Here is a 19,772-nt window from a genome sequence, read left to right on the forward strand (position 1 = left end):
AAATCATGATAAAATCTAAAACGATGAAGCAAAATAACAAAATATTAAACAAGACTTTAGCTGTCAATATGCGATTAGAATAAAGCCAAACATACAGCAAGCCTAAATCTCATTAAAGTTTTACGCTTTTAGAGTGTTCTTTAATGAATACCAGTTTTAAACCACCCGTTAGACTGGGTTATAGAGCACTGAAACAAGTTTGGAAACAGGTTGGCTAATGGTCTTTAGCGTTTAAAAGGTTGCGTTTTTGAAAAGGTTTAAAATTTTATTAAAGATAGCCAAGTTCATAGAGTTTGTTGCTCATTTTCACTAACAAGCCCCCTAGTTTTGACCCCCCTTCCCCATGCTCTACTAAAATAGTGATAGCGTATTTGGGTTTTTCATAAGGCAAGAATGCCGTAATCCACGCATGGGATCGATGGAAATATTCCATATCCTTTTCTTTCATGCGGTTGACGATGTTTTGAGCGATTTCCACAACTTGCGCGGTGCCGGTTTTACACGCTAAAGTAACCTTAGAACCCCTTGTGGAATGATAAGCGGTGCCGTCTTTATGGTTACACACTTCATACATGCCCACTCTCAAGGCTTGGAGCTTCTTTTTTTGAAAACTGTTTAAGGGATCTTTGAGCGGTTGTTTGTTGTTGATAGCAAAATGAGGCGTTGCCAGTTTGCCCGTAGCAATGAGTCCCGTGTAGGCTAAAACCTGCAAGGGCGTGGCTAAAAAAGAGCCTTGCCCAATAGCGGTAATGAGCGTGTCCCCAACGCGCCAATCTTGATTGAAGCGTTTGAGTTTCCACAAATTATCCGGCACAATCCCCACAAATTCATTCGGCAAATCAACGCCCGTTTTTTCCCCAAAGCCCACTTCCCTTAAAGTTTTAGAGAGTTTTTCTATAGAGATTTCAAGCCCAAACTTATAAAAATACACATCCACGGACTCCCTAATGGCTTTATACAAATTGGAATTGCCATGCCCTGTTTTTTTCCAATCTCTGAATTTGCGCTTGCCCACTTCAATAAAAGGCGGTGTGGGGATAGTGGTGTTTTCTGTGATATGAAGATTTTCTAAAAAGCTTAACCCCACGCCCATTTTAACCACAGATCCCGGCGGGTACAAAGCGTTAGCGAAGCGGTTTAATAAGGGGTTATAAATATCATCTTGAAGTTTTTGCCATTTGTCTTGACTGATCCCGCCTACAAAATCGTTCAAATTGTATTCAGGGTAACTTCCTGCAACGAGCAATTCCCCATTTTCTGCATCCATCACTAAAATCGCCCCCCTTTTATTTTCAAAGAGCTTGTCCGCTTCTTTTTGCAAGCGTTTGTCTAAACTCAATTGCAAGTGGTTGTTGGTGCTTGGTGGTACTACTTCTAAGGTGGCTAATTCTTGATTGAGTGCATTGACGCGCATGATTTTATAGCCCACCTTGCCTTGTAAAAGCTTGTTGTATTCTTTTTCAATGCCGGTTTTGCCCACAATCTGGCTGTATTGATTCTCTTCATCGTCTTTTAGATCTTGCAAGCTTGCCACCCCCACATAGCCTAAAACATGCGAAGCTAAAGCGTTATTAGGATAGTAGCGCTTGTCTAAAGGGTGCACAAAAATGCCTTGAGTTTGGATGAGTTTGGTATAAAGAGGTTGCATGGCGATATAAGGAATGAATCCCACCACTCTAATGAGGTTATGGTTGTAAAGCGAATTTTCTTTTTGGTAATTGTTTAAAAGCATTTCTTTGGAAAAGTTAGGGAAAAATGTTTGGATTATTTCAATTTTTTCTAAAAGTTCTTTTTGTTTCAATCTGCTGGGCAAAAACACGCCAAACACCAATTCGTTAGTGGCTAAAAACTCATCATTTCTGTCTGTAATATCGCCCCTTGTAGGGACTAGAAATTCTTTTTTAGTCATGTTTCGTTCGGCCAGTTTTTCATAGTATTCTTGATTTTTAACGCTTAAAATAAATAAATTTAAGGCTAGTAACCCCCAAAACCCTATAAAAACAAAGAGCAAAAGCTTATAACGAAGATTTTTCATACAAACCCCACAAAGCGCTCTCTATTAAAGCAAAAAGAGCGAGAAAGCCGATCATCTTCAAATCCAAAGACACCGAAAAAAAGCGCGATAAATAGAGGTAATAAACCAAAAAAACATGCAAAGTTTTGAATAAAAAGCCGTCATTAAAAAGCTTTAAAGAGTTTTTATAGACGATTTGGTGGTAGATTAAAAACAATAAAGCCAAAACGCCTAAAGTCTTTAAATGCATGCTCTCAAACCAAAACAAACAACCAAACACGCTCAAACTGGGTAAAAAATGATCGTATTTTTTCGCATAAAACAAGAATAAAAACCCAATCATGGGGGGTAAAAAAGGCATTAAATCTCTCAAAAGGCTATAAAAATAAAAACCAAAGATCCCTAAGCATAAGAAAAAAAAGGAATCTTGTTTTAAAGAGAGCATGGTTTTTTTGGCCTATAAAGGGTTAGTGAGCAAGTATTTCAAAAGGGTTTGGCGCACGATTTCAAGGGTTGGGTATTTTGAAGAAAGGGCGTTAAAATGGGTGGTATTGATTAAAAAAGGTTTAGGAGCGTTTAAAAAAAGGCGGTGTTGCTCGTTTTTATTCAACTTGTCAAACTTCGTAAAAAGAGAAAGGTAGGCTTGATCGGGCCTTAAAAGGGCTTGAATGTTTTCTTTAGCGTTTTTGTCAATTTCTAAATCCAAATGGCGCGCATCCACTAAATGGATAAAAAGTTTGATAGAAACCCTAACGCTCAACAATTCCCATAAAAACCCCTCCCATTCTTTTTTCAAGCTTTTAGAAACTTTAGCGTAGCCAAACCCGGGCAAATCAATCACATTAAAAGTGGTCGTTAAGGCGTTTTCTTTATCTTCCCAAGTGGTGGAAAAAAAATTCGCTAAACGGGTTTTTCCAGGCGTTGCTGAACTTTTGGCGAGATTTTTTCCTAACAAGGTATTAATAAACGAGCTTTTGCCTACATTGCTACGCCCTAAAATGACCATTTCAGAAGTCAAGCTCGCAGGGCATTGAAAAAGTTGGCTAGAAGAAGTGAGAAAATGAGCGTCTTTAATGGCGATCATGGTTTTTTCTTAGCGCCTTTCTTCTTCAATTTAGCCTTACGATTTTCTTCATTAATATCTTCCATATCAAACACAAACTTAGCGGGCCGTTTCGCGCTCCCCAACACATCAGCATAGCCTTTAGTTTTGTTTAAAATGATTTCATCACCGGTGATGACATTGGGTTTCCCCACTTCTCTAACCACCGCATTTTGCAATAATTTGTATTCCCCATTCAGCGCGTTATAAATGAGCTTGTCAGCGCTCCCGCTGATTTCACGATTATCCTCTGTAAAGATATTAAAATGCGTGTTCCCTGTGGCTTCATAGCGCTCTGGCTTTCGTTTATCGTTTAAAAACACGCTCACTTTATCCGCAAACAACCGGTCTTTACCTTTTTTGATCTGCACATTGCCTTGAATAACGGCGGTTTTGGTTTTGTCGTTCGCTACAAATTGGTTGCCGGTAATTTCTAAAAGCTCTCTTTCTTTTTTCAAACCTTTATTGTCTGTTTTTTGAGCGTCCATCACGCTTAAAATACCAAAACAACACACCAAAAAACACCACCAACGCATTAAAAACCTCCTTTGAAAGTGGGGAGTTTTTTCTTTTCTTTTTGGCTCTGTTTGATTTCGTCTAAGAATAAATGCACTTGAATGCTTTGAGCTTCAATAACGGCTAAAACATGCGAATAAGAAATATCAAGCCCTTCAATCTTGCTGTCCTTTGAAGTGAGAATGAAACGGCCCTTGCCTTTAAAATTTTGCTCTTTATGGTTGTAAATCCCTGTTTCACTCCAAAAACTAGAATCGTCGCTTCTTTTATAAGTAACCCCATTAGGGAAGAAATACAAATCCTGCTGCCGTTTGGCTTTAGGGGACTCAACGCTTTCAATGGTGTCTTCATCATAGCGCTTGATTTTAGAATCAAAAAAGATCTCATGATCATCGTATTGTAAAGCTTTTTTGCCTTCTATGGACAGATCAAGGATTTTATCGTTGATTTGAAACGCTTTAAAATTTTCTAATTCAATTTTAGGGATATTTTCTTTAGAGACCACGCTAGTGGGTTGGGAACGCAAAAAGAAAAAAACTAACCCTATCGTGATGAAAGACAAAACCACAAAAAAGTTTAAAACGCTATTAGAGGTAAAGCTTGAGCGCTTCATCTTGCAAGCCTTCTAATTCTAAAAGATAATCAATCGCTTCCCTAACGGCCCCCTTGCCCCCTGAATTTTGCAACACTTTATAAGCTTTGCTTTTAAGCAAGGGGTGCGCATCAAAAGGAGCGAAACTCAAAGCGCATGCCTTAAACATGCCTAAATCGTTATAATCATCGCCTACGCATGCGATTTCTTGCGCACTCAATTGCAAGTCTTTTTTGAGCCGCTCCACAACCATGCTTTTATTTTCAACGCCCATAAAAACAAACTGAACGCCCAAACTCTCCATGCGTTTTTTCACCATTGTTGAAGTTCTTCCTGTAATGATAGCGATTTTTTTGCCTAATTTTTGCCATAGCGTCATGCCAAGCCCATCTTTGACATTGAAAGCTTTCATCTCGTGAAAATTTTCATCAAAATACAACGACCCGTCTGTGAGCGTGCCATCTACATCTAAAAGCAATAACTTAATCATTCTCTCGTTAAAACCGCATTCTGGTTATATTTTTTCATAAAATCCCTAGCCTCTTCTTCGCTTTGAAACCCTTGAACTAAAACTTTATACAAATCATCTTTAAAAGCAACCTTGACGCTGTAATTTGGATTTTCTGCTTGCAATTTATCCGCTAAAGTTTGAGCGCCTATTTGGTTTCTAAAAGCCCCCATTTGCAAAGAAAATTTCCCTCCGCTCACGCTTTTTTCGCTCTCGCCAACTTTAAATTCCTTGTGCAAGATCTTTGAATAGCTAGCGTTAAAGGATTGTTCGTATTGCTTGGAGATAACCCCACCAAAACCCAAAACAATAAGACGCACGCTGGCTGTGCCTTTTTTAACCATGTCAATATCTCTAGCGGCCGCATTAGACAAATCAATGATGCGATCGCTCACAAAAGGCCCTCTATCATTAATGCGCACAATGGTGCTTAAGTTATTATCAACATTGATGACTTTCACCACGGTGTTCATGGGTAAAGTCTTGTGCGCGGCGGTGTGGGCATACATGTTATAAATTTCCCCATTACTGGTTTTTTTGGCATGGAAGTTAGGGCCATACCAGCTCGCAATGCCATCAAATTTTTCGCCTAAATCCACTTTAGTGGGGTAATACCACTTGCCCCCCACTTGATAAGGGCGCATGGTGGCTCTTTGGATCGAGCTAGAATCGCGCATGCCGTTATCTAGTGGCTGATCTTTTGTGTTGCTATCTTGCAAATTGGAGCGGTGTTTGAAATGGCGTTCAAAAAAATTGCGTTTATAGGCGGCTTTTTTGGTTGTCGGATCATAGTCTTTAGCGTTTTCATAAGCGCGCAAGCTTTCATGCTTATAAGACAAATTCCTTACCCCCTCTTTTTTAACCGCGCAAGCGCTAATCAAAAAAATAACGCCTAAAAAACAAACTTTTTTTAACGCCAAACCCATTAAAATTCCCTTGTAGCGATCAATTTCTTATTGGTGGGGATGATTAAGCACTGGTGGGTAAAAATATTGGAATCTTTGAGGTTATTGGCTAATTGGATACTGGAAATACTGACTTGATAGCGTTTAGCGATAGAAGATAAGGTTTCTTTAGGCAAGACCACATGGGTGATAAAAGGGCTTTTAGGACTGGCTTGAATGTTTTTATTTTGTTTGAGTTGGCGTTGTTTGAAAAGGGCGAGTTTTTCATAAGGGATATAAATGGTGTAGGTGGGGTCTTTAGAGGGCAGAATGTTATAGCGGAATTGGTGGTTGTAAGATTTTAAGGTCTCTAAACTCAAATTTAAATTTTTAGCCACTTGGATTAAAGAAGTGTGCCTTTTAAACGGAACGCCCACTAAACTCACCCTCGCCCCACGATTGAGCAGATATTCTTTATCTTTGAGGTTGTCTAGGCTGTTGAATTTCAACGCCAGGCTTAGAATGGAGCGGATATACTCTCGTGTCTCTTTGGGGAGATATTTCTTATCTTCATCTAACAAAATCTTAATGTCCGAAGTGCCGGTGGCTTTAATAGCGTTTTGAACCTTGCGTAAGCCGTAATTATACGCCATAGCGACCAAATACCACTCCCCGGTTTGTTTGTAGAGCCGTTTCAAGTAAGTGATCGCCGCTTGAGTGCTTTTAATGGGATCTCTTCTTTCGTCAATGTAATGATTGACCTTAAGCCCTAATTCTTTAGCCGTGCTTGGCATGAATTGCCAAATCCCTACCGCTTTTTTCCTACTATAAGCCCTTAATGAAAATTTAGACTCTGCCATGGCTAAAAACAAAAATTCTTGCGGCACGCTCGCTTCTATGAGCATGTTTTTAATGATGGGGATGAACTGGTAATTCACATCAAATCTTTTGACAAGTCTTTTCCATTCTTCTTCTTCATTCATTTTTTTTAAAGCGTTTGGCATTTGGGATAAAAAGCCCGCATTAACCCCAAAGGCCTCTAGCGCTTTAGTGTCAATATTAGATTCAAAAGCGATCTTAGCGTGGCTTAAAGAAGCCAATAAGAGCCAATGAGTCATTAAAAAAAACAACCATTTGGTATTAAAATATTTCATTCTTTTTTAAAATCCTAATTGTTTGATAAGTTGAATAATGGCTCTAATTATAACCAAACTTGAATAATGCTTTTTTTAAATATAGCCTTATTTTTAGGGGAAACTAAAGAGCGTTTGGGCGTTATGCGTGCTTAAAGAAGCGAGCTCTTCAATCTCTATGTTGATGATTTCGGCAATTTTTTGAGCGATTAAAGGGATATACACAGGGCTATTCCTGGTGCCTCTAAAAGGGTGTGGGGTCAAATAAGGCGAATCCGTTTCTAAAAGAAGCCTGTTTTTAGGGATTTTAGGGAGGATCTCTACCAGTCTTTTAGCGTTTTTAAAGGTGCTAACCCCTCCTATCCCATAATAAAAACGATCGCTTAATTCCAAAAGCATGCTATCAGCGTTAAAGCAATGCAACACCCCAAAAGCTTTAGGATAGCTTTTTAAAAGATTCAAACTATCAAAACTCGCCTCTCTAATATGGATGATCAAGGGCTTGTTGTGTTGGATAGAAAACTCAATCTGTTTGGTAAAAACTTCTTTTTGCTTGCTTTTATAATTTTCTCTTTCATTCAATTCAGGCAAGCGGTAGTAATCCAGTCCGCATTCGCCTATCGCCACGCATTTTTGATGCCCAACAAACTTTTCAAACAGGCTTTCATCAAAACTCTCCACATCATAAGGGTGAGCGCCTATGGCAAAAAACACGCCTTCAAATTTTTCGCTAATTTCTATTGCTCTATTCAAATCTTTCATGTCCGCGCCCGGAATCACGCATTGAGTAACGCCTTTTTCTAGGCTTTCTTTTAACACTTCTTCTAAATCGTTTTCATAATCCCTGTGATCCAAATGGCAATGCGTATCAATAAACATGCTTTTATCCTATGGTTTTATTTAATATGTTACAATATTTAAGCATTTTAACATAAGGAAAATAATCATTAACGATGTTCAGCGGTCTAATCCATCAAATAGCTAAAGTGAAAAGTTTCCAAAACAATATTTTAAGCGTAGAGAGCGATCTCAATCCCAAGCTTGGCGACAGCATTGCGATTAATGGGGCATGTTTGACCGCCATAGAAAGTTCAAAAACGCATTTTAGCGTGGAATTGAGCCAAAAAACCCAAAACAGCGTAGCGTTAGAAAATTACAAGGATTTAGTCCATATTGAGCCAGCTCTAAAAGCCGATGCGAGTTTGGATGGGCATTTTGTGCAAGGGCATATTGACGCTATCGGGGTCATTGAAAAAATCATTCACAACGCTAATCAAGTGGATTTTTTCATCAGCGCTTCTAAAGAAACGCTTTTATTGTGCGTTGAGCAAGGCTCTATTGCAGTTGATGGGGTGAGTTTGACTTTAAGCAAGGTAGAAGAAAAGGGGTTTTGGCTAACGATTATCCCTTACACTTTAGAAAACACCCTTTTTAAGACTTATAAACTCAAACGGCGCGTGAATATTGAAACGGACATGCTGGTTCGCAGCGTGGCGTCTATTTTGAAAAAAACAAAAGGGTTTGAAAAAAATTTCTCTTGGAATGACGCGGATTCTTTGACTTTAGGGTATTAGATGAATAAAACCATAAAAGCCGCCGCTCTAGCCTATAACATGGGGCAAGATCATGCCCCAAAAGTGATCGCAAGCGGGGTGGGCGAAGTGGCTAAAAGGATCATTCAAAAAGCTAAGGAATACGATATAGCGCTCTTTTCTAACCCCATGCTGGTGGATTCGCTTTTAAAGGTGGAATTAGACTGCACGATACCTGAAGAATTGTATGAAAGCGTGGTGCAAGTGTTTTTATGGCTCAATAGCGTGGAAAATAACGCGCAAATGTCCCAGTGAGCAAAATACAAAGTTAAAACGATGGTAGTAGAATTAAAAAACATTGAAAAGATTTATGAAAACGGGTTTCATGCTCTAAAGGGCGTGAATTTGGAATTAAAAAAAGGCGATATTTTAGGCGTGATAGGCTATTCAGGGGCGGGGAAATCCACGCTCATCCGCTTAATCAATTGCTTGGAGCGCCCCAGTTCTGGCGAAGTTTTAGTCAATGGGGTCAATCTGTTAAAATTAAAGCCTAAAGAATTGCAAAAAGCGCGCCAAAAAATAGGCATGATTTTCCAGCATTTCAATTTATTGAGCGCTAAAAATGTGTTTGAAAATGTCGCTTTCGCTTTAGAAATCGCGCGATGGGAAAAAACCAAGATACAATCAAGGGTGCATGAATTATTGGAATTAGTGGGGCTAGAAGATAAAATGCATTTTTATCCTAAACAGCTCAGCGGCGGGCAAAAACAACGAGTAGCGATCGCTAGGAGTTTAGCGAATTGCCCTGATTTATTGCTTTGCGATGAAGCCACATCCGCATTGGATTCTAAAACCACGCATTCTATTTTAACGCTTTTAAGCGGCATTCAAAAAAAGCTCAATTTGAGTATCGTTTTCATCACGCACCAGATTGAAGTGGTTAAGGAATTGTGCAATCAAATGTGTGTGATCAGCAGCGGCGAAATTGTGGAAAGAGGCTCGGTAGAAGAAATTTTTGCTAACCCTAAACATGCCGTTACTAAAGAATTGCTTGGCATCAGAAACGAGCATGCAGATAAGAAATCGCAAGACGTTTATCGCATCGTGTTTTTAGGGGAGCATTTAGACGAACCGATCATTTCTAATTTGATCAGGCGTTTTAAAATAGATGTGAGCATCATTTCAGGCAACATTGAAGAGCTTACGACTAAAGATATAGGGTATTTAGTGGTGCGGTTTTTAGGCAATGTTGCAGAGACTCAAAGGGCTTTAGAGTATTTAAACGCTTTAGGCTTACAGGTTGAAAAATTAAAGGATTAAAATGATTTCTCAAATGCTCATTCAAGCCACGCTAGAAACGCTTTATATGGTGTTTGTAGCGAGCTTTTTGGCAGTTGTTTTTGGCTTGCCTTTGGGGGTTTTATTGTTAGTGAGTAAAAAAGGGCATTTGTTAAACAAACCCCTTTTGCATAAGATTTTAGACACTTCTATCAACATGACTCGCTCTTTCCCTTTTATCATTCTCATTATTTTGCTCCTGCCTTTATCGCGCTTTTTAATTGGCACAAGCATTGGCTCTAGCGCGAGCATTATCCCGCTAGCCATTTCAGCCATTCCTTTTGTCGCAAAGCTTTTTGAAAATTCTTTAATGGAAGTAGAGCATGGCAAGATTGAAACCACTTTAAGTTTGGGAGCGTCTCATTTGGAAGTCATTAAAATGATGCTTTTAGAGAGCCTGCCCTCTTTAGTGAACAATATCACCATCACCTTAATTTCTTTAATAGGCTATTCGGCTATGGCGGGAGCGTTAGGGGCTGGGGGCTTGGGGGATTTAGCCATTAGGATTGGCTATCAAAGTTATAGGGGCGATGTGCTTTTTTATGCGGTGGTTGTGATTATTGTTTTGGTGCAAATCGTTCAAAGCGTAGGGGATTATGTGGTGAAACGCCTAAGAAAGCATAAGTATTAGGATTTGGCTCTCATCAAATACGAATATTCAAAGTCAACTTTAATACGCTTTAGCTTTTTAAATAGGATCGCTAAGCTTTGTTTGTGGCGAAACTCAATTCTCTAAAAACGCTTTAAAAGGTTATCGCTCAACACTTGAATTAAAGCTTTTTACAATCAATATTCAATTAAATCGCTATGCAAAAATGGGCTTTATTTTGAATGGCCATTGATAAATTTATCCATCTGTTTTTCTAAGTCTATGATTTGCGTTATCGCTCCTTCTAAAATTTCAAAATTTTGAGCGTTTTTTGGAGCAATGCATGCAAGCTTGTTGGAAGCTTTTTCTAACGATTGGATGTCTTTAAGCAAGGTTTTTAAAACTTCTACGCTTTTAAAATCCTTCTCAAAATAGCCATCAAATTGCTGTTCTGTTTGAGACAAGTTCTCTAAAAAAGTGCTTTGAAGGCGTATTTGGGTGCGATCATGCCCGGTTTCTATGCAGGTTTTATAAGCTTGATGGATCGTAGTCAAAACTTCTTGGGCTTTCACAAAAGCCTTTGAAAGCTCAACAATGATTTCATAATGTTCACCTTGCGCTCTTAAAAACCCTAAAAAGAGCGCAATGAATAATAATTTTTTTAGCACTTTATCCCTTTACCATTGATAAGAAAAGCTCACCCCATAGCGGCTACTGCCCTTAAAATCGCTAGAAATTTCAGGATAGAGCATCCATTGCTTAGGTTTGTAGCGTGAAGTGAATAAATAAGCAAACCCCCATGCGATAAGGCTGCCGATCGTAACTTGCAAGATCGTGTGTTGTCTTGCCACCACTCTGCTAGCGTCAGTGAGGATTGCAAGAGCGATCACAGGAAGAGCTGGTTTCCACCCATAGCGGTAATACACAAACCCAGCCGCGCTAAACACCCCCCCAGCATGCCCGCTTGGCATGCCTCTCCAAGAATTACAGCACGGGCGTTTGGCAAATTCCACTCTAGCCCCATCTTTATGGGCGTTGCTAAAAGCTCCTTTAAGGCCATAAATCACGCCTTGAGTAACCAATGTGCCGACCGCTAATTCCCCTAACCCTCTATAATCGCGCATCGCCAAACTGACCGTGCCTACAAAAATAGGCAAAAACCTAAGCACATCGCCAATCTCTTCTAAAATATATGCCCCCTCATTGATTGGCTCACTCCTTAAAGGATAGACCCATAAGAGCAGGATCAAAAAAAGACTTTTGAGCTTTTTCATTGAAACGCTCGCTTTTCTAAAGCGCAAACTTGCCTGTTCAAATAAGCATAGCCCATTAAATAGCATGCGATAAAGACCAGGCTAATGGCAATGAGCGCGTAAGGATTTGAGCGGAAAAAGACGCTTATTAAAATAAAAGGCAGGTTGCACAGAATAAGGATAAACGCGCATAAAGGGTTGGGGTAATTGAAAGAGCGTTGTTGCAAGAATTGGAATAAAAGGGTGTGCAAATGCAAGTTATCTGGCATGGTGGCTTTCTGGCGTTTTATTTTGCGTCTTAGGATACTAAAAAGCACTTCTATGACCGGATAAAGCATTAAATTGAGCCCAAAAAACACGCTGATTTTTTGCTCTAAACTCAAATGTAAAAGGGAGATCCCACACACCAAGCCCAAAAAATACGCCCCCCCATCGCCTAAAAAAATCTTTCCTAAAGGGAAATTTAACACCATAAACCCAAGCACCATGTAAGCCAGCAAACAAGATAAACTGCTAGGGTCTATATAATGAATGACTAAAAGCGCAATCGCGCAAATCCCTGATGCAAGCCCGTTAAACCCATCAATGATATTAATAGCGTTACTGATACCTACTAGCATAAAAATTGCGAATAAAAAAGCGATAAAATAAGGCAAGCTAAAAAGGGGCGAAAAATCGCTCACCACTAAAGGCGTTGATGAGATGATACAAACGACCCCTACAGCTTGCAAAATAAGGCGTATTTTGGGGCTGAGTGAAAGGTTAATGTCTTCTAAAAAACCGCTTAAAAAGACTAACAACAAACCCAAAAAAACAAAAAACCCCTTAAAAGGCGTCTCAAAAGGCTCAAAATAACAAGCCAACGCAAAAGAAAGAAAGATTCCAAGCCCCCCGGCTCGTGGGGTTCTTGCATGATGAAAGCCTTGTATCTTATTAGCGTTATCCACAAAAAGCATGGATTTTTTAGACCACAGAACAATCAAAGAGCAAATAAATAAACTGGTTAAAAAATATAGCACCCACAACACTTTTTATTGGATTTAATTGACATTTTGTTTTGGGTATTATAGCAAAAGATAGCTTGATGATAAAATCTTATAGGTGTAAGAGGCGGGTTTTATGTTACAATTCCAAAAATCATTATTATAAAATAAAGGATAGCCATGCGTTTTGGATTGAATATTGATCACATTGTTACTTTAAGAGAAGTGAGAAAGACTTATGAGCCTGAGATTTTAGAAGCCCTATTCATCGCTAAAAACACCCATAAAGTGGATTTAATCACCATTCATTTAAGAGAAGACAGACGGCACATTCAAAATGAAGATGTTTTGAGGCTACTTGAAATAAGCCCTTTGCCTATTAATATTGAATGCTCTATCAATGCAGCCATCACTGATTTTTTATGCTCTTTAAAAAATAAGCCAAGTAAGGTTACGATCGTGCCTGAAAACAGAAATGAGGTTACGACAGAGGGGGGATTGGATTGCTCATTAAAGGGTTTAGGAGAGGTTATTAGAGCGTATCACAATAAGGGTATTGAAGTGTCTTTGTTTATTGACCCTTTAAAAGACGCCTTGCATTTTGCAAGGGAGTATCAAGTCAAGCAAGTGGAGTTCCACACTGGGGTGTATGCGAATTTGCACAACGCTCTGTATTCTAACGCTAACAATCAAATCCATGCCATTAGCGCGCTCAAAGACAAAAGCCCTAAAGAACTGAAAGAAGAATTGAACAACGCCTTTTTGCAATTAAGAAGAATGAGTAAAGAAGCGTTTTTTATGGGCATCACGGCGTGTGCGGGGCATGGGTTGAATTATTCTAACGTGAAAGAATTGTTAAAAATCCCCTCTTTAAGAGAGCTTAATATCGGTCATAGCGTGGTTTCAAAAGCGGTTTTAGTGGGCTTAGAAAAAGCGATTTTAGAAATGGCGCAACTCATTAAGCGATAAAATGGCTAAAAAGAAAATTGCGATCAGTTGCGGGGATGTTCAGGGCGTAGGCTTAGAATTGATTTTAAAGAGCCATAAGGAAGTGAGCACACTTTGTGAGCCGTTGTATCTCATTGATAGCGAACTTTTAGAGCGGGCCAATCAATTGCTTCATAACGCTTATGGAACTAAAACGCTTAACGCGCTCACTATTGATGCCCCCTTACCCTTATTAAACTCTAGCACGATAGGCAAAGTCAGCGCTCAAAGCGGGGCGTATAGTTTTGAGAGTTTTAAAAAGGCTTGCGAGTTAGCGGATGATAAAGAAGTGGATGGCATTTGCACTTTGCCTATCAACAAACTCGCATGGCAACAAGCTCAAATCCCTTTTGTGGGGCATACCGATTTTTTAAAACAACGCTACAAAGATCATCAAATCATCATGATGCTTGGGTGTTCAAAACTCTTTGTGGGGCTATTTAGCGACCACGTGCCTTTAAGCGCGGTTTCTCAACTCATTCAAGTGGGAGCGTTGATCCGGTTTTTACTAGCGTTTCAAAAAAGCACTCAAGCTCAAATCGTTCAAGTGTGTGGTTTTAACCCCCATGCGGGCGAAGAGGGCTTGTTTGGGGAAGAAGATGAAAAGATTTTAAAGGCCATTCAAAAGAGCAACCAAACGCTGGGCTTTGAATGTTTTTTAGGACCACTGCCTGCTGATAGCGCTTTTGCCCCCAATAAGCGCAAAATAACCCCTTTTTATGTGAGCATGAGCCATGATGTGGGGCTAGCCCCTTTAAAAGCGCTCTATTTTGATGAAAGCATCAATGTGAGTTTGAACGCCCCCATTTTACGCACTTCCACTGACCACGGCACGGCGTTTGATATCGCTTATCAAAACAAAGCGAACAACAAAAGCTATTTGAATGCGATCAAATATTTGGCTTAAAGGCTTTTTTCTAGAAAGGGGGCTTATTTCATTCAAAGCTTTAATTTTAGATTTCATCTCTTTATTCTTCATGCTCAATGTTTAATTCTAGCTTTCTATTCATTGGTATTTTTGTAAATCCACTTTTTAGTTTTGGTTTAAAGGCTTTAGAGTATTGCTAACAAGGTATAATTCAAGCAAAAACACCACCCAAAGATAAAGATAATGATTTTAAGCATTGAAAGTTCTTGCGATGACAGCTCTTTAGCCCTTACAAGAATAAAGGACGCCAAACTCATCGCTCATTTTAAAATCTCTCAAGAAAAGCACCACAGCTCTTATGGGGGCGTTGTGCCTGAGCTTGCATCGCGCTTGCATGCTGAGAATTTGTCGCTCTTATTAGAACGCATTAAAATAAGCTTGAATAAGGATTTTTCCAAGCTCAAAGCCATCGCTATCACCAATCAGCCAGGTTTGAGCGTTACTTTAATAGAAGGTTTGATGATGGCAAAAGCCTTAAGCTTGTCTTTGAATTTGCCCTTGATTTTGGAAGACCATTTGAGAGGGCATGTGTATTCGCTCTTTATCAATGAAAAACAAACCTGCATGCCTTTAAGCGTGCTCTTAGTCTCTGGGGGGCATTCTTTGATTTTAGAGGCTAGAGATTATGAGAATATTAAAATCGTTGCCACGAGTTTAGATGATAGCTTTGGGGAGAGTTTTGATAAGGTTTCTAAAATGCTTGATTTAGGCTATCCAGGAGGCCCTATAGTGGAAAAATTAGCCCTTGATTACATGCACCCAAACGAGCCTTTAATGTTCCCTATCCCTTTAAAAAACAGCCCGAATCTGGCTTTTAGTTTTTCAGGCTTAAAAAATGCGGTGCGTTTGGAGGTTGAAAAAAACGCCCATAATTTGAATGAAGCGATCAAACAAAAGATTGGCTATCATTTTCAAAGCGCGGCTATTGAGCATTTAATCCAGCAGACTAAACGCTATTTTAAAATCAAACGCCCTAAAATTTTTGGCATTGTGGGGGGAGCGAGCCAAAATTTGGCTTTAAGAAAGGCGTTTGAAAATTTGTGCGTTGAGTTTGATTGCAAGCTTGTTTTAGCCCCTTTAGAATTTTGCAGCGACAATGCCGCCATGATAGGGCGATCCAGCCTAGAAGCTTATCAAAAAAAGCGCTTTGTCCCTTTAGAAAACGCCAACATTTCGCCAAGAACGCTGTTAAAAAGTTTTGAGTGAATGGATACAAAAAGAAAGCGCATGATAAAACGCCCTAAAATTTATCAATAGCGTCAAGTATCGGTTATTCTGAGGCAAGAGCTTAAAAAAGAGGGTGTTAAAAAAGAGCATTTTAGTCAAATTTAATCTTATTTTGGTTACAATTTTAGGTTATTAAGTTTTAGTTTAAAGGGAAAAAATGCTTCGCTCTCTCTATAGTGCCACTTCAGGGATGCTTGCCCAACAAACGCACATTGACACCACTTCAAACAATATCGCCAATGTCAATACCACCGGGTTTAAAAAATCTCGCACGGATTTTAACGACTTGTTCTACCAAGCGATGCAATACGCTGGCACCAACACAAGCAATACGACTTTATCGCCAGATGGCATGGAGGTGGGCTTAGGCGTGCGTCCTAGCGCGATCACTAAAATGTTTTCGCAAGGCAGCCCTAAAGAAACGGAAAATAATTTGGATGTTGCCATTACGGGTAAAGGCTTTTTTCAAGTCCAGTTGCCTGATGGCACCACCGCTTATACAAGAAGCGGGAATTTTAAGCTAGACGAACAGGGCAATCTTGTAACGAGCGAAGGCTATCTTCTCATCCCTCAAATCACTTTACCTGAAGACACCACGCAAGTAAACATCGGTGTGGATGGTACGGTGAGCGTGACTCAAGGCTTGCAAACGACCTCTAATGTGATCGGGCAGATCACGCTGGCTAATTTTGTCAATCCGGCGGGGCTTCATTCTATGGGGGATAATTTGTTCTCAATCACCAACGCTAGCGGCGATGCGATTGTGGGCAACCCGGATTCTCAAGGATTGGGCAAGTTAAGGCAAGGCTTTTTGGAATTGAGCAATGTGAGATTGGTAGAAGAAATGACGGATCTAATCACCGCTCAAAGGGCTTATGAAGCCAATTCTAAAAGCATTCAAACCGCTGATGCCATGCTCCAAACCGTCAATTCCCTCAAACGCTAAAAGGGGATTTTACTCTCCTTAACGCTCTTTAATCTCTGCTCCCTTGTTGTTTTTGTGCTTGGGGTGGTTTTGTGTTTTGGAGCGGTTGCTACCATTCTTTAATTCTTGTGGCTAGGGTTTTTAAGGTTTTCAACACCGCTTGTTTGGCTATTGCTTGGGTCATTGCTTGAATGGTGTTTCCCTTTCATGTAAAAAACAGCCAAAACAGCCAGACCAATGAGAATACAAAAAACAATAACCAGATACTACATTTTCTTAGTTTTATTTGCTTCTTGTTCCGCTTTCAGTTTTAGGCGTAAGGCGGCGATCAAAACGCATGCCGGAACGGTTACCCTATAAGCCGGCCCTGCAAGATTGATGCTCACTAACGCACCTGTAATGACCCAACCAATATGCCCAGCTAAAATGCCTAGAGTTTTTTTAAGCACTACTTTACCCACCACAGATGATAAACCATGCCCTAGAGTTTTTTTACCATTGCATCTGCAACAGCTATAGCTAACATATAAGAATGAGAGCCACCCGCTTGAAACAGCGTTAAAACAGATGCGATTAGGAGTTGTTTGTTTTCGCTAATCATTTTATCAATATTTGACATGTCCAATTCATGGCCGAGTTCTTTAATCTCTCTCCCACTCATTTTTTCCAAACTACCTTTCAAAAGTTTAGAAAGCATGTTTTTCTCAATCAAAGAGGTTTCAGATTCTTCATGGTAATTAACCTTTAAATGATCGCACGCATCGCACAAAATCTCTTTGTATAAGACCCCTTCATCTCTAAAAAAATTAATAAAAGTATTGCCCCCGTAACACTGCAATTCTTCAGCGATCCTTTCGGGGTATTTGGCGTAATCATGGCCATACCTTTTATATTCTGTTGAATTTGTCAATTCTTCATTCATTCTTAGTGTGCCATCTTCATCATAAACAAGCACATCAAACAAATCTTTCAAATCATTAGAGCTTAATCGCTTTAAAAATTCTAAGTCTTCATCATGTCTGTATGCCATGCAATCCCTTTAATTTTACTTCTACCACTCGCTCAAATCCTACCAACCCCCTCTTTTAGTGATTAGTGATTAGTGATTACAGCATCATTTTTTAAAATTATGTCTAACGCCCTAAAAGGCTCAATCACACCCGCTAACTGCGCATGAATATTGCGTTACAAATGCTAATGGGCTTTATTGATTTTACAACCAAAGAATAATAATAATTAAAATATTTTGATACGCTTATCATTTTGGATAAGATAAATCTGATTTGAAAGTAGGAAACTATTGATTTTTCTTTAGGTATAATTTAATGAAACGCTACTTTGATTTTTGGCACAAGAAACCCCCTCCTTTAACCCTCTAACCCTTACTTTTTATCGTTTTTATGTTCGTGGTTAGCGTTGCATTGATTAGCTTGGTTTTGGCTATTTTTTTGACAACTTTCGTTGTTTTGATTTTTAGCATCACCTTTTTGATTGTGGTTTTGATTGCTGCAACTGTTACTCATTGTGTCTCCCTTAAATTAAAATAAAAACTAGATGCATTTTTCGCATCTAGGTCTCCATTCTATACCCTTTTCCCTAAAAAAAGCTTAAATGGATTCTATTTGCAACGACTTCTTATCTTCACTAGCTTGCTGTGTTTTTAGGCGTAAAGTGGCAACCACAATGCATGCCGGTATGGTTACCCTATAAGCCGGCCCTGCAATATCAATCGCTGTCCATACGCCTGTAATGATCCAGCCAACAGGACCTGTTAAAAAGCTCAGAGTTCTTGTAAGCACTTGATTGCCCGCAAGCGATAAACCACGCCCTAGAATGGTTTTTGCGACCGCATTCGCAACAATGACAGCTAATTGATAAGATTTAAAGCCTCCCATTTTAAACAGCGTTAAAGTCGCCGCGCTTAAGGCTTGTCTGTTTAAATTGTCGGTGTTTTTTATGGACAATTCATCGCACATTTCTTTCACTTCTTCATCATCCATTTCTTCCAAACTTCTTTCTAAGATTTTAGAAAGCATGTTTTGTTCAATTAAAGTCGTTTCAGTTTTCTTGTTGTAATTGACCTTTAATTTATCGCACACATCGCATAAAATCTCTTTGTATAAGACTCCTTCGCCTTTAATGAAACTCGCAAAACTATTGCTCCCATAGTATTGCAACTCTTCAGCGATTCTTTCTGCGTATTTAGCGTAATCATCGCCATGCCTTTTGTATTCTATGGAGCTTGTGAGTTTTTCATTGTGTCTTTTTTCGCCGTCTTTACCAAAAACAAGCACCTCGAACAAATCCAATAAATCACTAGATTCCAATTGCTTTAAAAATTCCAAGTCTCTATCATATTTGTATGCCATATTATTCCTTTATATTGTTTTATCACTTATTAAAAACAAACGACTTTTCACGCTCCATCGCTGTTTTTCTAAAGTGGTTACTGATTTTAATATCATTTGTCTAAAACTATACTTAATATTCTAAAAAGGCTAAAAGCCCAACGCTCTTAGTTCTATAAATTGCTTTAAGGCATCAATTCTTTTAAACATTAAAGGGGGATTTTTATCCCCATTTTTTCTAACCTTTACTTTTTGCCCTTTTATTCAGGGTTATTAGGGTTTTTAGCATCAATGCTTGGGTTATTGCTTAATTGGTATCCTCCTTTTATAAAAAAAGCAACTAATAAAATAATGGCTAAAAAGAAAATAAATACACAAATAAGAATGCGGGTTGCATCAGCTTCGTTAGAATTTGTTTTAGAGGTTTCACCAATAGATTGTTTCATATCATTAGCTTCATTTGTTTGTTGTGTTTCTAGGTGTAAAGATTTACCGGAATTTGCTTTAACAATTCCATTAATAACATTAATAAGTTGTTCCATGTCTTCTTGCTTCTGATCTGAATGCATGACTAAACAGCACCAAACAGTCAGTATTACCCACAAAAAAAATGACTCTAAAATCAAAGAAATACCGAAAACTCCACCTCCTGAAAAAACAAAAGCAAAAATATTATAACCAAAAATGATCCAAAGAATAAAGCTGAATACAGCCGAAAAAATCCTATCTCTCAAGAAAAAAGCTACCCATGGAAAAAATACAGCTAATGTATAAATCACAATTGAATCCTTTAATTTGATTTCTACCGCTCACTCAAATCCCACCAACCCCCTCTTTAGTGAAGTGATTAGTGATTATTGATTAGTGATTAGTGATTAGTGCATTATTTTTTAAATTTAAGCATAAAACGCCC

At 39.0% G+C, this 19,772-nt stretch carries 23 protein-coding genes and 1 pseudogene; 8 read left to right on the forward strand and 16 right to left on the reverse strand.

What is annotated here, in order from left to right; translation table 11 throughout:
* Positions 1–268 precede the first annotated feature (268 nt).
* The 9 genes from mrdA to HPOKI112_RS07795 form a co-directional block, all read right to left on the reverse strand.
* Positions 269–2,035 carry a penicillin-binding protein 2 gene (gene mrdA / locus HPOKI112_RS07755; RefSeq protein ID WP_025310078.1) on the reverse strand — a complete coding sequence of 589 codons (1,767 nt, stop codon included), beginning with the start codon at positions 2,033–2,035 and terminating at the stop codon, positions 269–271.
* Positions 2,016–2,459: a hypothetical protein gene (locus HPOKI112_RS07760; protein WP_000949828.1), complete on the reverse strand. Its 444-nt coding sequence runs from the start codon at positions 2,457–2,459 to the stop codon at positions 2,016–2,018. Before HPOKI112_RS07760 ends, mrdA begins: the two co-directional genes overlap by 20 nt.
* 12 nt (positions 2,460–2,471) lie before the next feature.
* Positions 2,472–3,098, reverse strand: coding sequence for a ribosome biogenesis GTP-binding protein YihA/YsxC (yihA, locus tag HPOKI112_RS07765; protein ID WP_021173482.1), 627 nt, complete (start codon positions 3,096–3,098; stop codon positions 2,472–2,474).
* Complete coding sequence (gene lptA / locus HPOKI112_RS07770; protein WP_025310079.1) at positions 3,095–3,652, reverse strand: lipopolysaccharide transport periplasmic protein LptA; 558 nt, start codon at positions 3,650–3,652, stop codon at positions 3,095–3,097. The genes yihA and lptA overlap by 4 nt, the downstream gene beginning before the upstream one ends.
* The gene (locus tag HPOKI112_RS07775) at positions 3,652–4,245 is read right to left on the reverse strand and encodes a hypothetical protein (RefSeq protein WP_025310080.1); all 594 of its coding nucleotides are present in this window, start codon (positions 4,243–4,245) and stop codon (positions 3,652–3,654) included. The genes lptA and HPOKI112_RS07775 overlap by 1 nt, the downstream gene beginning before the upstream one ends.
* Positions 4,220–4,714 (reverse strand): KdsC family phosphatase, encoded by a 495-nt coding sequence (locus HPOKI112_RS07780; protein ID WP_025276521.1) that lies wholly within the window; start codon positions 4,712–4,714, stop codon positions 4,220–4,222. Before HPOKI112_RS07780 ends, HPOKI112_RS07775 begins: the two co-directional genes overlap by 26 nt.
* Positions 4,711–5,658: a septal ring lytic transglycosylase RlpA family protein gene (locus HPOKI112_RS07785; RefSeq protein WP_025276522.1), complete on the reverse strand. Its 948-nt coding sequence runs from the start codon at positions 5,656–5,658 to the stop codon at positions 4,711–4,713. Before HPOKI112_RS07785 ends, HPOKI112_RS07780 begins: the two co-directional genes overlap by 4 nt.
* On the reverse strand, positions 5,658–6,770 hold the full coding sequence (locus HPOKI112_RS07790; RefSeq protein ID WP_025310081.1) for a lytic transglycosylase domain-containing protein: 1,113 nt from the start codon (positions 6,768–6,770) through the stop codon (positions 5,658–5,660). Before HPOKI112_RS07790 ends, HPOKI112_RS07785 begins: the two co-directional genes overlap by 1 nt.
* Positions 6,771–6,863: 93 nt before the next feature.
* A complete protein-coding gene (locus tag HPOKI112_RS07795) occupies positions 6,864–7,628 on the reverse strand; it encodes a TatD family hydrolase (RefSeq protein ID WP_025276524.1) in 765 nt (254 codons plus the stop codon).
* Positions 7,629–7,702: 74 nt separating this feature from the next.
* Here HPOKI112_RS07795 and ribE point away from each other — a divergent pair, with 74 nt between their 5' ends.
* The 4 genes from ribE to metI are packed head-to-tail and all read left to right on the forward strand — an operon-like array spanning position 7,703 to position 10,250.
* Complete coding sequence (gene ribE / locus HPOKI112_RS07800) at positions 7,703–8,323, forward strand: riboflavin synthase (RefSeq protein WP_025276525.1); 621 nt, start codon at positions 7,703–7,705, stop codon at positions 8,321–8,323.
* Entirely contained in the window at positions 8,324–8,596 is a 273-nt protein-coding gene (locus HPOKI112_RS07805; protein ID WP_001044055.1) for a FlhB-like flagellar biosynthesis protein, read from the forward strand. It begins immediately after the preceding gene.
* A 21-nt stretch (positions 8,597–8,617) separates the two neighbouring features.
* The gene (locus tag HPOKI112_RS07810) at positions 8,618–9,601 is read left to right on the forward strand and encodes a methionine ABC transporter ATP-binding protein (protein ID WP_025277232.1); all 984 of its coding nucleotides are present in this window, start codon (positions 8,618–8,620) and stop codon (positions 9,599–9,601) included.
* Between the two features lies 1 nt (position 9,602).
* Positions 9,603–10,250 carry a methionine ABC transporter permease gene (gene metI, locus HPOKI112_RS07815; protein ID WP_025310082.1) on the forward strand — a complete coding sequence of 216 codons (648 nt, stop codon included), beginning with the start codon at positions 9,603–9,605 and terminating at the stop codon, positions 10,248–10,250.
* A gap of 191 nt (positions 10,251–10,441) precedes the next feature.
* Here the strand turns inward: metI and HPOKI112_RS07820 are convergent, their stop codons facing one another.
* The 3 genes from HPOKI112_RS07820 to wecA are packed head-to-tail and all read right to left on the reverse strand — an operon-like array spanning position 10,442 to position 12,489.
* A complete protein-coding gene (locus tag HPOKI112_RS07820; RefSeq protein WP_025276527.1) occupies positions 10,442–10,876 on the reverse strand; it encodes a hypothetical protein in 435 nt (144 codons plus the stop codon).
* 9 nt (positions 10,877–10,885) lie between these two features.
* Complete coding sequence (gene lpxF, locus HPOKI112_RS07825) at positions 10,886–11,482, reverse strand: lipid A 4'-phosphatase (RefSeq protein WP_014535114.1); 597 nt, start codon at positions 11,480–11,482, stop codon at positions 10,886–10,888.
* The gene (gene wecA, locus HPOKI112_RS07830; RefSeq protein WP_025276528.1) at positions 11,479–12,489 is read right to left on the reverse strand and encodes an undecaprenylphosphate N-acetylglucosaminyl transferase WecA; all 1,011 of its coding nucleotides are present in this window, start codon (positions 12,487–12,489) and stop codon (positions 11,479–11,481) included. Before wecA ends, lpxF begins: the two co-directional genes overlap by 4 nt.
* Positions 12,490–12,624: 135 nt before the next feature.
* On the opposite strand from wecA, the gene pdxJ reads away from it, so the two are divergent.
* The 4 genes from pdxJ to flgG all read left to right on the forward strand — a co-directional run bounded on the left by pdxJ (position 12,625) and on the right by flgG (position 16,532).
* Positions 12,625–13,413: a pyridoxine 5'-phosphate synthase gene (gene pdxJ / locus HPOKI112_RS07835; RefSeq protein ID WP_025276529.1), complete on the forward strand. Its 789-nt coding sequence runs from the start codon at positions 12,625–12,627 to the stop codon at positions 13,411–13,413.
* 1 nt (position 13,414) lies between these two features.
* Positions 13,415–14,338: a 4-hydroxythreonine-4-phosphate dehydrogenase gene (gene pdxA, locus HPOKI112_RS07840; RefSeq protein ID WP_025310083.1), complete on the forward strand. Its 924-nt coding sequence runs from the start codon at positions 13,415–13,417 to the stop codon at positions 14,336–14,338.
* A gap of 204 nt (positions 14,339–14,542) precedes the next feature.
* Entirely contained in the window at positions 14,543–15,565 is a 1,023-nt protein-coding gene (gene tsaD / locus HPOKI112_RS07845; protein WP_025310084.1) for a tRNA (adenosine(37)-N6)-threonylcarbamoyltransferase complex transferase subunit TsaD, read from the forward strand.
* Between the two features lie 178 nt (positions 15,566–15,743).
* Positions 15,744–16,532 (forward strand): flagellar basal-body rod protein FlgG, encoded by a 789-nt coding sequence (gene flgG, locus HPOKI112_RS07850; protein ID WP_000946440.1) that lies wholly within the window; start codon positions 15,744–15,746, stop codon positions 16,530–16,532.
* 98 nt (positions 16,533–16,630) lie between these two features.
* Here flgG and HPOKI112_RS08525 read toward each other — a convergent pair.
* The 4 genes and pseudogenes from HPOKI112_RS08525 to HPOKI112_RS07870 form a co-directional block, all read right to left on the reverse strand.
* Positions 16,631–17,541: pseudogene (locus HPOKI112_RS08525) on the reverse strand (YaaW family protein).
* A 352-nt stretch (positions 17,542–17,893) separates the two neighbouring features.
* On the reverse strand, positions 17,894–18,034 hold the full coding sequence (locus HPOKI112_RS08385) for a hypothetical protein (RefSeq protein ID WP_000071328.1): 141 nt from the start codon (positions 18,032–18,034) through the stop codon (positions 17,894–17,896).
* An 84-nt stretch (positions 18,035–18,118) separates the two neighbouring features.
* Positions 18,119–18,880, reverse strand: coding sequence for a YaaW family protein (locus HPOKI112_RS07865; RefSeq protein WP_000323696.1), 762 nt, complete (start codon positions 18,878–18,880; stop codon positions 18,119–18,121).
* A 239-nt stretch (positions 18,881–19,119) separates the two neighbouring features.
* Entirely contained in the window at positions 19,120–19,638 is a 519-nt protein-coding gene (locus tag HPOKI112_RS07870) for a hypothetical protein (RefSeq protein WP_025276532.1), read from the reverse strand.
* Between the last annotated feature and the right edge of the window lie 134 nt (positions 19,639–19,772).

Source organism: Helicobacter pylori oki112, assembly GCF_000600085.1.
GTDB classification, from domain to species: domain Bacteria; phylum Campylobacterota; class Campylobacteria; order Campylobacterales; family Helicobacteraceae; genus Helicobacter; species Helicobacter pylori_CY.